The sequence below is a fragment of the Brevibacillus invocatus genome (assembly GCF_003710915.1).
GTDB classification, from domain to species: domain Bacteria; phylum Bacillota; class Bacilli; order Brevibacillales; family Brevibacillaceae; genus Brevibacillus; species Brevibacillus invocatus.
In genome coordinates this window covers 28576-43986 of the sequence record NZ_RHHR01000009.1, presented here as the reverse complement: position 1 = coordinate 43986, position 15411 = coordinate 28576, and the positions used below count along the sequence as shown (strand labels likewise).

The window sequence follows — 15411 nt, the reverse complement described above, 5'->3', positions numbered from 1 at the left end:
TTCTCTAATCCTGAGGGGTGACATACATGCTAGGATTGGCCAAAGGCCTGGGGTATACCTTTAAAAAGTTGACTGAGAAAAAAGTGACCCATTTCTATCCCGATGTACCCTTTCCCATGCCGCCGCGCTTTCGTGGCATCCAGCACTTTTCCCCGGAAAAATGCATCGTCTGCAACCAGTGCGCACGCGTTTGTCCGACCGAGTGCATCCAGTTGACAGGAAAGCCTCATCCGGACCCGGAGAAGAAAGGGAAAATCATCGACACCTACGATATTAATTTCGAGATCTGTATCCTGTGCGATCTTTGTACAGAGGTTTGTCCGACAGAAGCGATTGTCATGACCAACAACTTTGAATTGGCCGTTTATAGCAGAGACGAGTTGTACAAGGATCTCAAATGGCTGGACGACAACAATACCAACGTCAGGGAGGAGAACTAAATGAGCGGCGAATTTATAGCCTTTTTCATCCTTTCTCTCCTGACCATTGGTGGAGCCGTATTTATGATCAGCTTTACCCGTGTTGTGCATATGGTCATTTCACTGGGCGTTACCTTTATCAGCATTGCCGGTCTTTTCGTGCTACTCGGTGCTGAGTTTGTCGGGGTCTCCCAAATTCTCGTATACTCAGGTGCCATTTCCATTCTGATGTTGTTCGGAATCATGTTGACCAAGCATGACGCCAAGGACGAGGGAGCAGGGCCATCTTGGAAAAACCGTTTTGCACTCGTGTTCGTGGCGATTGTATTTGGGCTCATTTTCTGGGGAATCCAAAATACGCCTTGGGCGGAACCGACCCAGCCAGTGCCATCGGCTGTCAGCAATGCCAAAGAGATTGGTATTGAGGTGTTCACCAAATACGTGATTCCGTTCGAGCTGCTTTCCGTCCTGTTGCTAGTTTCCCTGGTAGGGGCAATCATCATGGCAAAGAAGGAGGAGGATAAACCATGACAGTGAGCATTTCCTCCTATTTGATGGTCGCGTTGATCCTGTTCTGTGTTGGGTTGTACGGAGCACTGACGAAGCGGAATGCTGTGGTTGTGCTGATTTCCATTGAGTTGATGCTAAACGCGGTGAACATCAATCTGGTGGCGTTCTCCAAGTTTGGTTTGCATCCTGGTGTTGCAGGGCAAATATTTACTTTGTTTACCATGACGGTAGCGGCCGCTGAGGTAGCGGTAGGATTGGCGATCCTGATTGCCTTGTACCGAAACAAAGCGACGGTCAATGTAGACGAGATGGATCAGATGAAACGATAAGATGGAAACCTGATAAGGAGGACAAAGATGGATACTCTATTTGCTTACGCCTGGCTCATCCCTCTGTTTCCGCTTCTTGCTTTCATCGTGATCGTTTCGTTTGGTCGCCAGTTGAAAGAAGGAGCTGCCTTGGTTGGGATCGTGCTGACCGGGATCTCTTTTGGGCTAGCGCTGCTTACCTTTTGGGAGAGATTCCAGGATGGAGCGGCAAATTATAAATTTAACGTGAACTGGTTGCAGGTCGGAGATATTGTGATCAGCATGGGTTTCGAAGTCAATCAGCTGAACGCGATGATGCTGGTAATCGTGACCCTCGTGAGCCTCTTGGTACAGATCTACTCCAAAGGCTACATGCACGGAGATGAGCGTTTTCCGGTGTTTTATCAGTATCTGGCGCTGTTTACCTTTTCCATGCTGGGTCTTGTGCTCTCTCCGAACCTGCTGCAGGTGTATATTTTCTGGGAATTGGTCGGGGTCTGTTCGTTCCTCTTGGTGGGTTACTACTACTTCAAGAACGAAGCGAAAGCAGCAGCCAAAAAAGCGTTTATTGTTACACGGATCGGGGATCTGGGTCTGTTTATCGCCATCTGTCTGTTGTTCTGGTGGACAGGAAGCTTTGAATATACGCAAATCTTTGACAGTGTTGCGCTAGGCAAACTGGACCCGTGGATGATTACTTTGGCGGCTATCCTGATTTTTGTGGGAGCGGTTGGAAAATCCGGTCAGTTTCCGCTGCATACCTGGCTTCCTGATGCGATGGAAGGTCCGACACCTGTATCGGCCTTGATTCACGCGGCGACGATGGTTGCAGCAGGGGTTTATCTGGTAGCAGCTACCTTTCCTTTGTTTATCGCATCGGATACAGCGTTGAACGTAGTGGCGTACGTAGGCGGCTTCACAGCTATTTTTGCGGCGTCGATTGGTCTCACCCAGACCGATATCAAGCGAGTGCTCGCATACTCTACAGTGAGTCAGCTCGGGTACATGATGATGGCTCTCGGTGTAGCAGGAGCGGCAGGTTACGTAGCAGGTTCTTTCCATTTGATGACCCACGCCTTTTTCAAAGCCCTTCTCTTCCTGGGAGCGGGCAGCGTCATTCACGCTGTACATACGCAAAATGTATTTGAAATGGGTGGCATTTGGAAGAAAATGCCGATTACCGCATTAACCTTTTTAATTGGCTGTCTGGCTATCGCGGGGATATTCCCGTTCGCTGGATTCTGGTCGAAAGAGGCGATTATCGGCGCTGTTTATGGGGCGCATCGATTTGACCTGCTGATTATCGCTCTGGTCGCAGCGTTCTTCACGGCTTTCTACATGTTCCGTTTGTTCTTCCTGACCTTCGCGGGAAAACCACGAGGAAAACACGTACCGCATGAATCTCCTGCAGTCATGACAGGTCCACTCTTGATCCTCGCGCTTTTGGCGATTGTGGCAGGCTTCATCAATACTCCATATGGACCGTATTTGTCTGATTGGCTGCTCGCTTCCGATACAGGAACGGCAATCAGCCAGGTTTTTGGAGACGAAGTGGCGCATGCGGCATCATGGCTGCAAGTTGTGGCTTTGCTGATTTCGATCGCGGGAATCGTGCTGGCCTATCTGATGTACGGCAAGAAGAAAATCCCTTCCGATACCATCCCGGAGACGCTCCCATGGCTTTATCAGCTCTCCTACCGCAAGTATTACGTGGATGAGCTTTATCATGCAGTGATCGTTCGTCCGCTTGGGTGGATCGGTGTGGTGTTGAATGGCTTTGATAAGTATGTCATCGACGGTTTGGTTGGACTCACAGCCAAAATCGCGACTGGCATCGCTGCGCTTCACACGAAAGCACAAAATGGACAGATTCAATCGTATGGAGCGATGGTGTTGTTTGGTCTGTTGTTGTTGATCATCGCCATCAGCTTGACGGCACAAGGGGGTGGACTCTTTGGATCTGGTCAATAGCATCCTCTTGTCGGTGCTGGTATTCTCGCCCGTTCTGGCGATCCTGGTCATGGCTTTTATCCCTCAACACCAGGGTGGGGTCATCAAAAAAGTGGGAGTCCTTGGTACGCTGCTTCCGCTTCTGTTGTCTCTATATTTGTTTGCTTCCTTTCATTACGGGTCATCCAATCTGCAGTTTGTCGAGAAATACGATTGGATTTCGATTCCCATCTCATTTGATCAGGCAGGTAATCCCTACGGGTTGGAAATTAACTACGAACTGGGTGTTGATGGGGTTTCCATGCCGCTGCTCGTTCTGACTGCTATTATCGCTACGCTGGCGGCAGTCGCTTCCTGGCAGATCAAGAAGAGGCTGAAAGAGTTTTTTATCCTGTTTCATGTGTTGCTAATCGGAATGTTGGGCGTTTTTGCAGCAGATAACCTGTTCCTGTTCTTTATCTTTTTTGAAATGACGCTAGTGCCGATGTTTTTCCTCGTCGGAATCTGGGGTTATGGTGAACGGGAGAAGGCAGCAAACAAATTCTTGCTGTACAACGGTATTGGCTCTGGAATCATGCTGATTGCGTTCATTGTTCTCTATCTTCTCTTGCAGACGATGAACATGGAGCAGATTTCGAATGCATTGACGACGGCGGGTCATCCGGTCGCATCAGCGATCACTCCTGAACTCCGATTTGGCCTGTTCCTGGCTTTGTTCATCGCATTTGCGATCAAGCTTCCGGTATTTCCGTTCCATACCTGGATGCTAAAAGTACACGTTCAGGCACCTCCGTCTATCGTGATGATTCACTCCGGCATTTTGCTGAAGATGGGGGCTTACGGGGTCCTGCGGATGGGGATTGGATTTTTCCCTGAGCAGGCATACCAGTTCGCTACCTGGTTGGCCGTGCTTGGCATCATCAACATTCTGTACGGCGCGGTACTCGCATATGTGCAAAAGGATTTGAAAATGGTTCTGGCCTATTCCAGTATCAGTCACATGGGAATTGTCCTGCTCGGATTTGCGGCGATGAATACCATCGGCTTTCAAGGGGCCATGTTCCAGATCGTATCGCACGGCTTTATCTCTGCACTGCTCTTCTTCCTGATCGGCGTGATTTGGGATCGTACCCAAACCTCGATGATCGACGAGCTGGGGGGATTGGCCAAATCCATGCCATTTGTCAGTGGAATCTTGCTGGCAGGAGGGATGGCGTCCCTCGGATTGCCGGGGATGTCTGGATTCATCAGCGAGTTCTTCGCCTTCCTGGGATTGTTCGGCAAACTTCCAGTCATGGCAGTCGTCGGCGCACTCGGTATCGTACTGACGGCAGTATACTTGCTGCGTGCCATATTGCGTACGACATTCGGCCCAACACCTGACCGTTTTAATCGTCTCGCGGATGCTCAACCAATGGAAGTGATCCCGATGGTTGTCCTCCTCGGCTTCATCATCCTGATCGGGGTGTATCCTGCCATTTTGGGAAATCCGCTGCAGCAGACCTTGAAAACAATCGTACCCATCGTGACGGGAATAGGAGGGTAAGCCATGGAAGTAAAAGACATCTTCTCATATGACTGGAGCTACCTTCTGCCCGAATTTATCATTCTAGGCTTTGCTACAGGGCTATCACTTCTCGATCTGTTCGCCGGAAAGCGATTGGGTAAACAAGCGATCGGACTGCTTTCCCTGGTGGGGGTGCTGCTGGCAACGACATTTGTTTTCGTCAACATGACGACGCTTGATCAGCCATACAGCTACATGGCGGACATGATTCGTATCGATGACTACGGCAATGCTTTCAAACTGCTCTTCCTGGGCGGGACTGCATTCACGATTCTGATCTCCCTCTCCTATTTAAATCAGGGAGAGGTGGCACATAGGGGAGAATATTACTACCTGTTGCTCAGCGGTTTGCTTGGTGCGATGGTCATGGCTTCCTCGGCGGACCTGATCACGATGTTTGTCGGGCTGGAGCTACTGTCGCTGTCATCGTATGTGCTGGTTGGCATGCGGAAAAAGTCTCTCCATTCCAACGAGTCGGCATTTAAATACGTCGTTTCCGGCTCGATTGCCACCGCAGTGACCTTGTTTGGGATGTCGTATGTGTACGGCTTGACGGGAACCACCAACATCTACGAAATTTCGCAGCGTCTGGCGGAAGCGGGGATGATGGGCTACCAGTTTATCATCTATATGGCGTTTGCATTTCTAGCGGTTGGCCTTGCCTTTAAAATCTCTGCGGCACCCAACCATATGTGGGCACCGGACGTCTACCAGGGAGCTCCGACCCCGGTGACAGCTTTCCTGGCAGTTGTCTCGAAAGCAGCTGGATTTTCCCTCGTATTCCGATTGCTGCTGATTAGTTTTCTGCAAGTGCCAAGTGCTGAAGGACCTTTCTTTTTCGTACAGGGCAGCTTGTATCTGGGACTCATAGCAGCAGCGTCGATGATCATCGGAAATACGATGGCCCTCAAACAGACCAACGTCAAGCGGATGATGGCGTATTCGGGTATCGCACAGGCAGGTTATTTGCTGGTACCGTTCTCACCGCCGACGACTCTGTTTTTCAGTGAAGTGATCTTCTATCTATTCGGTTATTTGCTCGTGAGCTTTGGTGCGTTTGCCGTGATCATGGCGGTGGCCAAAGAACAACAGACGGAAGACCTGAAAGGATTTGCCGGCTTGTACCATCGCTCTCCTGTCATGGCGATCTCGATGACAATTTTCCTCCTTTCCTTGGCAGGGATTCCCATATCGGTCGGCTTCTTCGGGAAATTCTATCTGTTCATGGGGGCGCTGGCCCAGGAGAACTACTGGCTGTCGGGTGTCATGATTGTGACCAGCGTCGTTTCCTATTACTATTACTTCGGGATTATCCGGCAGATGTACATGCGCTCAGGAGAGAGCGAAGCACCATTGGCCGTACCAAGAGGAATCTGGCTACTTGTATTGCTGCTCGCGATCGCGACCGTGTTCTTCGGTGTCTTCCCGGGACTCGTGACCGATTATATCCAAGTAAACTTTAACCCGGCGTTCGACTTTGGAAATATGCTGCCTTCTTGAGCACAATGAAACTCGAAACAGACCCGTACTTCATGTACAATAAAAGGGATGGTCAACCAATGACCGTCCCTTTTTTCGCGTTTAAATATGTTAAATCTGTTAAAACCGCTTATATATCGCGGAGAACCCGAATTTCTGTACCATCAGACTCTTGGCAAAGGTAAGATGGCTCATGTATTTTCAATAGAGGAGGAACGGATTGTGCCGAGTGAAATATATGGCTTCTTAAGTATCATCCTGTCCATCGTCTTTATTGGATTAAGCTGGTGGACCCTTCAGGCTGTAAGGTTTGAAAAACTCCTAAAAAAACCGAACAGCGCACAAGCCAAGCTGCTGCAAATCTTTTTGTCTATTGTAATTGGCTATGAGTTGTCCCGCTTCTTCAGCGATTATCTGGGTTGGTCGCTGATCATCGGAAATCTCTTCTCCTAATTCTCTCACGTGTAATCTGAATTTATTGGTATATCCACCCAATTTCATGTGCAAACTGAGAAGTACAAAGAGCTACATGAATGGGAGAGAGAAAAAATGAAAATGTGGTCAGGTTTGTTGTCTCTAGCGATGCTAATCGTTTTGGGGATCGTCTATTGGGTACCGGCACAAGCGAAGGAAATTCCCGATGTGGCAATTGCTGCGCGGTTGCTTGCGGTAATCGAAGAGACGGGAGCTACCGGACTACAGGTTCAGATGCGCGGCCGCACATCGCTTGGACAGGTAGAAAGTCCTGCGGAGCTTGAAAAGTTGGCAAACAGTTGGGCAACAGAACTCGCAATTCCGGTTACCAGCTTCGTTTTTTCTCAAGAGAATCACATCGTCTCTCACACGGCAGAAATCATCCAGGATGGCGTACAGGTACGTTTTGAAATAACAGGAGTTTCCATAAATGGTGCATTTGATACATATCTAGTGTTGGAACTAACCGGAAGCCGTGAATCACTACCATATATTGAATCTACGCAGGATAACTTTGTAAAATCCTTGTCAAAAGCCGACTTTATTCCGCAAATTAGCACTTGTATTCGCGGAATGTACAATGTTAAGATGAGTGTTGATCAACAGGAGGGTAAAATATTGTCGATTTTTCAGGCCCTCCAAGCCAAAGAACGAGAACGTTTAGCGGATGAAACTGTAGTCAGTATTTCCGGCTACACGAAGCTGTGGAAGCCGTTCATTTCGCTAAACGGGGACAAGATGAACCTACAGGTGGCAACGCATCGAGACAGTCATGCAGGAACGCAGATCACCGTAGGCACACCAATCATCACAGTGGAATATTAGCACGCGGAGGGGTACACATTGGATAAAATGATTGTCCGCGGTGGTAAGGCATTGGTAGGAAACGTCAAGGTTTCCGGAGCCAAAAATGCCGTACTCCCTATCATTGCAGCATCTATCCTGGCAGAAGAAGGGACAAGCATCATTTCGGATGTTCCAGCCCTTGACGACGTTAGGACGATATGCGACCTCTTGAAATCGATGGGAATCTCCCTTACATATGATCATGAAGTGCTGACAATCGACGCTTCCTCTTTGTCGAGCGTTGAGGCATCCTATGAACTTGTTCGCAAAATGCGGGCGTCCTTCTTGGTAATGGGACCGCTTTTAGCGAGAAAGGGACGGGCACGTGTCGCTCTTCCAGGTGGTTGCGCCATTGGGACGCGACCAATCGATCAGCACCTCAAAGGCTTTGAGGCGATGGGAGCAAAAATCGATATCGGACAAGGATTTATTGATGCGAGCGTGGAGGGCAGATTGAAAGGTGCGAAAATTTACCTGGATATCGCCAGTGTAGGAGCAACCGAAAACATCATGATGGCCGCTGCTTTGGCAGAAGGCACGACCGTGATTGAAAATGCCGCAGAAGAACCTGAAATCGTGGATTTGGCCAACTATCTCAACCGAATGGGAGCAAAAATCCGCGGTGCTGGTACTGGTTCGATTCGGATCGAAGGCGTTGAAACCATGAAGGGCTGCACACATTGTGTGATTCCTGACCGGATTGAAGCAGGTACGTTTATGGTAGCTGCTGCTATTACGGGTGGCGATGTGTTTGTAGAAGGTGCGATCTGCGACCATCTGAAGTCTGTTACAGCCAAGCTGAGAGAGATGGGCGTAGAAGTAGACGAACAGGAAAACGGCATTCGCGTGACGCGCAAGGGCAAGCTGAAGGCTGTTGACTTGAAGACTTTACCATACCCTGGTTTCCCTACCGATATGCAGTCACAAATGATGGCTTTGTTGCTCGTTTCCGAGGGTACAAGCATTGTGACAGAGACGGTTTTTGAAAATCGCTTCATGCATGTCGAGGAGTTCCGTCGGATGAACGCCAATATCAAGATTGAGGGACGTAGCGCCATCGTCGAGGGTGGAGCCAAGCTGACTGGCAGCAAGGTAGCCGCTACAGATTTGCGCGCAGGTGCAGCTCTGGTCTTGGCCGGATTGGTATCTGAAGGCGATACGGAAGTTACAGCCTTGCATCACATCGACCGAGGCTACGTCAACTTTGCGGAAAAGCTTCAAGCGTTGGGCGCAGACGTGGAGCGCTACATTCATCAAGAGCAGCAGGAAGCTGCAGCTCCGGAAGCGATTAAGATCAATTTTTCACCCAACTTTGCTTAATATTTGCCGTCGAGGCATTGAAATGAAAGAAAGGCTCTCTGCTAGCAGGGGGCCTTTTTGCATTCTCGTTTCTCTCTCATTCTCTCGTTCTATCGTATGGGCACAGAACATAGACTGGAAGTGTCAGCACGATACGGGGAGGATTCCAAGCATGAAACGTTATTTTGTCATGTGGTTTGTCGCATTACCGATCTTGCTCGTTCTCATGCCAGCCGCCTTGGTATATCTGTTTTCACCAACCAGTCAGGTAGCGGGGGGAGAGAGTGTCGCCGTCCTGCAACCGGACAACCAGGCCGTCATAAAGCCAGGTCTGGAAGTGAAGGTTTACCGTACGGAGAAAAAAGTGGTGGAAACACTACCAATGGAAGAGTACATCACCGGAGTGGTGGCCGCGGAAATGCCGGCAGAGTTTGAACTGGAAGCTCTCAAGGCACAGGCGATGGCTGCGAGAACATACATTGTGCGCAGGCTGAGCGAGGGAAAATGGGACGATGTACCGGATGGGGCTCAGGTGCTGGACACAGTCCGTCACCAGGTCTATATGGATGAAGTACAGCGCAAAGAACGATGGAGCAGTCAGTACGAGTGGAAAAACAAGCGGATTCAACAAGCGGTTCAGGCCACGGCAGGCATTGTGCTTACCTTTCAGGGACAGCCGATTGACGCGACCTTCTTTTCCACCAGCAATGGCTTCACTGAGAACTCCGGTGAGTATTGGGAAAAAGCCATTCCTTATTTGAAAAGCGTGGCGAGTCCGTGGGACATTGATTCTCCCCGCTATCAGGAAACCGTCGTTTTTACGACTGAGGAGATGGAAAAAAGTCTTGGGGTGAAGCTGGTGCAAGAGGTGTCTTCCAATGGTTCCTGGTTTCGCGTGACTTCAACGACTACGGGGAATCGCGTCGGTAAGATCCACATTGGAGGAAAGGATTTCTCAGGACGGGAAGTGCGGGAAAAGCTGAATCTCAACTCTTCGTCGTTTACGATGGAATTGCGGGGCAAGCAGGTCTATATCACGACCAAGGGGTACGGCCATGGCGTCGGCATGAGTCAATGGGGTGCAAATGGAATGGCGAAGTCAGGGAAAAACGCAGAGCAGATCGTGAAATATTATTATCAGGGGATCGATTTGCAGGATTATTCGAAGTTTCTCTCCGTTTAGATGGGCAATTGGTAAATTTTTAATTTTCCCTTCTCTCTCAGGTTTATACGTCAAAATTCTGGCGATACTGAGGGATGAGGTGATGAATAAAATGGAAAATGAAAAAAATCAAAATCAACCGATTCCATTCAAGAAGTCAAGTTCTTGGAAAAAGATGATGGGCAAGAAATGGGCGTTTCCGGCGATCTACATCGGTACTGCAGCAATCATTCTCGCTTTTGTGATGTGGTATCAGGGTAATGTCATCAGCACGGTATCCGAATTGACCAATCCACAGGATGGCGTGGTAGTGACGAACCCAGAGGGTAATCCAACTCCTGGGACTGATACACAAGGCGATGATGCAGTACCGGTAGCAGGTAGCGTGGAACCACTGGCATGGCCAGTCGGAGCAGGAGTTCAGTACGATCAGGTCATGAGCTTCTTCGATGAAAAGGCAACAGCGGAAGAGCAGCAAAAAGCGTTGATCAAGTACAACAATTCCTACTTCCCTCACACGGGAATCGATTTGAAGGCAGTCGACGGCAAGAGCTTTGATGTCGTAGCTGCATTGGCTGGTAAAGTGACGAAAGTGGAAAATGATCCACTCGTCGGTCGAGTCGTCGAAGTTGAGCATGCTGACAAGATGGTAAGTGTGTATCAAAGCTTGGAGAATATCATTGTAAAACCGGGCGACGAAGTCACACAAGGACAGGTGCTTGGTTCTGCAGGACGCAGCGAGTATGAAAAAGATGCCGGTGTACATCTTCACTTTGAAGTACGTGTCGATGGCAAGGCAGTAAATCCGGAGCAATACCTGCTTCAGCCGGAAGCAAAAAATCAATAATCGTAAAAAACACCTGTAAAATCCCAATTTTTTACAGGTGTTTTTTTGTGCAAAACGCTTCGACTTTTTGCATGTGTACAAACTGTGAAAAAAAGATGCGGCCGTGCTGGCTTGTCAGGCTTGGAAACGTAGAATATGTGTCCGCACCCACCCATATATTGTATCAGACAATGTAGATACAAGGAGGCGAGTGATGTGCACGACTACATCAAAGAGCGGACCATCAAAATCGGCCGATATATTGTAGAGACGCGCAATACGGTTCGGATGATCGCCAAAGAATTCGGTGTTTCCAAAAGTACAGTGCACAAGGACCTGACAGAGCGGTTGCCTGAAATAAATCCCGAGTTGGCCAACCAAGTAAAGGAAATTTTGGAATACCACAAGGCTATCCGCCATCTTCGCGGAGGAGAGGCAACGAAAATCAAGTACAAGAGACGTAGCAAAAAAGTGCATGTAGAACAGGAGGAAAGTGTGTAAGAAAGAATTTCCTTGTCCTCTCACGTAGAAGAGCCTATGATATTAGTTAGGAATGTAACTGGTAACAGGGAGGACCTTGCAATGTTTGGCAAAGATATCGGAATCGACTTGGGGACGGCAAACGTCTTGGTATTTGTGAAAGGCAAAGGAATTGTCCTTGACGAACCAGCTGTCGTGGCAATTGACAATCAAACAAGAAAAGTGTTGGCTGTAGGCAATGAAGCCTATCGAATGGTAGGCCGGACTCCAGGGAATATCGTAGCGATCCGACCTTTGCGAGAAGGGGTTATTGCGGACTTCGAAATTACTGAGGCCATGCTTAAGCATTTCTTGACCAAAATCGGCGGAAAAAGCATGTTTGCTCGTCCGCGTATCTTGATTTGTTGTCCAACAAACATCACGTCTGTGGAACAAAAGGCCATTCGCGAAGCGGCTGAACGAAGCGGCGGAGCGAGAGAAGTGTATATTGAGGAAGAGCCAAAAGTAGCTGCTGTTGGCGCTGGCATGGACATTTTTCAGCCGTCCGGAAATATGGTTGTCGATATCGGTGGCGGTACAACGGACGTAGCCGTACTTTCGATGGGTGATATCGTCACGTCTTCTTCCATCAAAATCGCAGGCGATACGTTTGACGTGGCGATCATGCGATACATAAAGAATAAATACAAGTTGCTGATTGGTGAACGTACGGCTGAAGATATTAAAGTTCAGATTGGAACTGTATTCGGCGGACGCCAGGACGAAATGGACATTCGTGGACGAGATATGGTAAGCGGATTGCCGCAAACCATTAATATTCGCTCCCATGAAGTCCAAGAAGCCCTGGCTGAGTCGGTTAGTGCAATTGTACAAGCATCAAAATCTGTTTTAGAACGAACACCTCCGGAGCTTTCTGCCGATATAATAGATAAGGGTGTATTCCTGACTGGTGGCGGCGCACTTTTGCACGGACTTGACCAGATGCTGGCAGAGGAACTGAAGGTTCCAGTCCTGGTAGCGGACGAGCCGATGATGTGCGTAGCCAAAGGTACGGGAATGATGTTGGATTACTTGGATAAAGTACCAGCGACTCGCAATAAGAAGCTCTTCGGGGGGTAAGATCCTGTGATCAGAGGCTTGTATACGTCTGCATCAGGCATGTTGGCCTTGCAGAACAGACACGAAGCACTGGCGAATAACATCGCGAATATCAATACACCTGGCTACAAGCAGGACGTGGGTCTCATGCGTGCATTTCCGGAACAGCTGATCTCTCGGATTCGCGATCAGCAGGGACCAGATATTCAAGGAATGCCGACCATGAATGGACAGGCTGCCGTTATTGGTCGTCTGCACACGGGTGTGTACATGTCAGAAGCTTTGCCGGTATTTGGGCAAGGCGATATCGCGGAAACTCGCAATCCGTATGACGTTGCATTGATGGACAACCTGCAGAGGGATGAAGACGGCAATGAACAACGCCTCTTCTTTAGCGTGGCTAAGTTGGAGGATTTGACGCAACCCGCTGATCCGGAGCAAATTCGCTACACGCGAAACGGGAACTGGGATGTCAATTTTGACGGGTATCTCGTAACACCGGATGGTTATTACGTGTTGGGCAATGATAATCAGGCCATTCGCATCAATGATCCGGCTGGTGTGAAAGTGGGAGAGCTACTGCAGATCGGTCTTCAAGGCGAGTTGATGTACAAAGACCCTGCTGGAGAACCTGAGGATCCACCTGTTTTAATGGATCAGCGTCTAGGTTTGGCAGTCATCACAAAACCTCAGATGATGGTTCGCGAAGGCACAAGTGTGTTTCGCTATGAGGGTGATATTGCGCCCGCAGCACTAGAGGAAGCCGAGATTGAAGACTTGACTGCGTTTGGTGCTGGCGAGTATGCGAATCCCCTAATAGCAGGGCGTTACGGATTAAAGCAGGGGTGGATTGAGCGGGCGAATGTAGACCCTGCCCAAACGATGACGGACATGATGGCTGTACTGCGCGCCTATGAAGCGAATCAACGGGTTTTGACTACGATTGACGGAACTTTGGATAAGGCTGCCAATGAAATTGGACGAGTAAACGGGTAAACTAGGGGGTAAGGACGAAGATGCAGTCTCTTAACATTTCTACTTCAGCTCTGCGCGGTATTCAGCTTGCGCTGGACAATTCTGCGAACAACATGTCGAATTTGGACACGGTTGGATACAAGCGTCGAGTCGCTTCGTTTTCCGAGTTGCTTGCCGATTCGATGAATGAGCAGCCTTCTACCGACCGTGAAAATCGCAACTCACCAGTTGGTATACGCATTGGCAGTGGAGCCAAACTCGGAATGACCAAGCTGGATATGGGACAGGGTAGTATGAAACCAACCGATGTTCCCACCGATTTGATGATTCAGGGGGAAGGCTATTTTCGGGTAGGTTCCCAGGAGACGGATGCAAACGGTGCCCGAGTGGAAGAGATGCGCTTTACGCGCGATGGGAATTTTCACTTGGAGGAAAGCGCGTATTTTGGTGGATTTATACTCGTTTCTTCTACAGGCCATGTGCTGTTGAACGAATCGGATAATCCACTTGTTCTTCCTACGGATGAAGTGAGGGAGCTAGTGATCTCCGAAGACGGGTATGTGTCGGTTAACGGAGAACCTACCTTTGAACGAGTAGGAATCTGGAAAGTACATAACCCTGACTCCATGAGACAGGTTGGAAAAAATCTATGGGGTCTTTCAGAGCTTGCTTATGATGATCCTGCGACCTTTAATCCCGATGATTACTACGAGCTGGCTTGGACAAACAATCTTGCTTCCGTTCGTCAAGGAGCATTGGAGGGTTCCAATGTAAACCTGCAGGAGGAAATGTCTCAGCTCATCAATATTCAGCGCGCATACCAGCTCAATTCACGGGCGATTGGGATCACAGATCAAATGATGGGCATTGCCACTTCGATACGCAGTCGTTAATCCCATTCGTCTAGATGGAGGATACAGAATGAATCAAGGAAAGGGACAACGTTTCCCGCGAGATACCCAAGAGGTTGCTCAAAAAGAACGCGTCAGGAGCGGCAAGAGATGGCCAGTCGTGTTGGCAAAAGTCTTGTTGGTCCCGATCCTGTTGTTTTTCTCACTGGTTGTTGGATTGATGATCGGTTACGGTGTTGTTGGGGATAAGCCGTCTTCGGAAGTGTTCGATCTGGGTACGTACCAACATATGTATGATTTGCTATTCGCAGATACGGAATAGGGAACAAGCTCACATCCTTAGCGGGCCCGGACCATTGGTTTGGGCTATCTGCTTTTTCTGTGAAAAACGTCCCCTCTCATCGGGGGATCGAAACATCTCGACGTTTTTCATAAAAGTTGATGTTACCGCTTGCGGTTACCAAAACGGTCATGACCGTTTTGGAGGACTTGTTGTTGAGATTGTCCACAGAGTATAATAGATCGAGTGGTTGAAAAAGGAAGTGCAGTTTTTCATTACGGAGGGATATCCGTGAATCTTCCTAATATGCTTACAATCTTTCGCATCGTTCTTATCCCTTTGTACCTGTACGTGTTTTTTTCCGAACTGCCCTTTCATTTGGAGATCGCCTTGGGCATCCTCATCGTGGCAGGGCTGACAGATATTGCGGATGGGTATATCGCAAGGAAGTATAAGCTGGTGACCACGTTTGGCGTCATGATGGATCCTTTGGCAGACAAACTGATGATGCTTGCAGTCATAGCCTCATTATTTCTGACAGATCGGATCAGCCTGTGGGCTACGCTGTTTTTCTTTGCTCGGGATGTGGCGATGATTGGTGTTGCAGCTGTCTACCACTTCCGTGGAAAGAAGACGGTACCAGCCAATGCCTACGGGAAACTGACTACGGTGCTGCTTTACCTGGTTATACCGTTGGTCATGTACCGTTATCCGTACAGCGAGGCCATCCTATGGTCAGTCATTGCATTTTCTTTCCTTGCAAGCGCGATCTACTTGGGGAAATTTCGTTTGTTGAACAAATCGTCATAAGCTGTTATTCGCGTTGGAAAAAGAGCACTTCCGGGAAGGGAAGGAAGTGCTCCTTTTATCTCAACCCCGAGCTCCTC

General features: G+C 48.9%; 17 protein-coding genes. All 17 read left to right on the top strand.

What is annotated here, in order from left to right; all coding sequences use genetic code 11:
• Positions 1 to 26: 26 nt before the first annotated feature.
• The 17 genes from nuoI to EDM52_RS04790 all read left to right on the top strand — a co-directional run bounded on the left by nuoI (position 27) and on the right by EDM52_RS04790 (position 15334).
• On the top strand, positions 27 to 440 hold the full coding sequence (nuoI, locus tag EDM52_RS04870) for an NADH-quinone oxidoreductase subunit NuoI (RefSeq protein ID WP_122907914.1): 414 nt from the start codon (positions 27 to 29) through the stop codon (positions 438 to 440).
• Entirely contained in the window at positions 441 to 950 is a 510-nt protein-coding gene (locus EDM52_RS04865; RefSeq protein WP_122907913.1) for an NADH-quinone oxidoreductase subunit J, read from the top strand.
• Positions 947 to 1258 carry an NADH-quinone oxidoreductase subunit NuoK gene (gene nuoK, locus EDM52_RS04860; protein ID WP_057134156.1) on the top strand — a complete coding sequence of 104 codons (312 nt, stop codon included), beginning with the start codon at positions 947 to 949 and terminating at the stop codon, positions 1256 to 1258. Before EDM52_RS04865 ends, nuoK begins: the two co-directional genes overlap by 4 nt.
• 27 nt (positions 1259 to 1285) lie before the next feature.
• Positions 1286 to 3208, top strand: a complete 1923-nt coding sequence (nuoL, locus tag EDM52_RS04855) for an NADH-quinone oxidoreductase subunit L (RefSeq protein WP_122907912.1) — start codon at positions 1286 to 1288, stop codon at positions 3206 to 3208.
• Between the two features lie 49 nt (positions 3209 to 3257).
• A complete protein-coding gene (locus EDM52_RS04850; RefSeq protein ID WP_245996551.1) occupies positions 3258 to 4733 on the top strand; it encodes a complex I subunit 4 family protein in 1476 nt (491 codons plus the stop codon).
• Between the two features lie 3 nt (positions 4734 to 4736).
• Positions 4737 to 6254: an NADH-quinone oxidoreductase subunit NuoN gene (nuoN, locus tag EDM52_RS04845; RefSeq protein ID WP_122907911.1), complete on the top strand. Its 1518-nt coding sequence runs from the start codon at positions 4737 to 4739 to the stop codon at positions 6252 to 6254.
• Positions 6255 to 6455: 201 nt separating this feature from the next.
• Entirely contained in the window at positions 6456 to 6686 is a 231-nt protein-coding gene (locus EDM52_RS04840) for a DUF1146 family protein (protein WP_122907910.1), read from the top strand.
• 96 nt (positions 6687 to 6782) lie between these two features.
• On the top strand, positions 6783 to 7532 hold the full coding sequence (locus tag EDM52_RS04835; RefSeq protein ID WP_122907909.1) for a YwmB family TATA-box binding protein: 750 nt from the start codon (positions 6783 to 6785) through the stop codon (positions 7530 to 7532).
• Between the two features lie 18 nt (positions 7533 to 7550).
• Positions 7551 to 8873: a UDP-N-acetylglucosamine 1-carboxyvinyltransferase gene (murA, locus tag EDM52_RS04830; RefSeq protein WP_122907908.1), complete on the top strand. Its 1323-nt coding sequence runs from the start codon at positions 7551 to 7553 to the stop codon at positions 8871 to 8873.
• A gap of 151 nt (positions 8874 to 9024) precedes the next feature.
• The gene (gene spoIID, locus EDM52_RS04825; RefSeq protein WP_122907907.1) at positions 9025 to 10035 is read left to right on the top strand and encodes a stage II sporulation protein D; all 1011 of its coding nucleotides are present in this window, start codon (positions 9025 to 9027) and stop codon (positions 10033 to 10035) included.
• A 91-nt stretch (positions 10036 to 10126) separates the two neighbouring features.
• Positions 10127 to 10861, top strand: a complete 735-nt coding sequence (locus tag EDM52_RS04820) for a M23 family metallopeptidase (RefSeq protein ID WP_122907906.1) — start codon at positions 10127 to 10129, stop codon at positions 10859 to 10861.
• Between the two features lie 195 nt (positions 10862 to 11056).
• Positions 11057 to 11341: a sporulation transcriptional regulator SpoIIID gene (spoIIID, locus tag EDM52_RS04815; RefSeq protein WP_122907905.1), complete on the top strand. Its 285-nt coding sequence runs from the start codon at positions 11057 to 11059 to the stop codon at positions 11339 to 11341.
• 81 nt (positions 11342 to 11422) lie between these two features.
• Entirely contained in the window at positions 11423 to 12439 is a 1017-nt protein-coding gene (gene mreB / locus EDM52_RS04810) for a rod shape-determining protein (protein WP_122907904.1), read from the top strand.
• Between the two features lie 6 nt (positions 12440 to 12445).
• Positions 12446 to 13414 carry a flagellar hook-basal body protein gene (locus tag EDM52_RS04805; RefSeq protein WP_122907903.1) on the top strand — a complete coding sequence of 323 codons (969 nt, stop codon included), beginning with the start codon at positions 12446 to 12448 and terminating at the stop codon, positions 13412 to 13414.
• A 20-nt stretch (positions 13415 to 13434) separates the two neighbouring features.
• Positions 13435 to 14286: a flagellar hook-basal body protein gene (locus EDM52_RS04800; protein WP_122907902.1), complete on the top strand. Its 852-nt coding sequence runs from the start codon at positions 13435 to 13437 to the stop codon at positions 14284 to 14286.
• Between the two features lie 28 nt (positions 14287 to 14314).
• On the top strand, positions 14315 to 14566 hold the full coding sequence (locus EDM52_RS04795; RefSeq protein ID WP_122907901.1) for a DNA-directed RNA polymerase subunit beta: 252 nt from the start codon (positions 14315 to 14317) through the stop codon (positions 14564 to 14566).
• A 243-nt stretch (positions 14567 to 14809) separates the two neighbouring features.
• Positions 14810 to 15334 (top strand): CDP-alcohol phosphatidyltransferase family protein, encoded by a 525-nt coding sequence (locus tag EDM52_RS04790; protein ID WP_122908118.1) that lies wholly within the window; start codon positions 14810 to 14812, stop codon positions 15332 to 15334.
• Positions 15335 to 15411 lie beyond the last annotated feature (77 nt).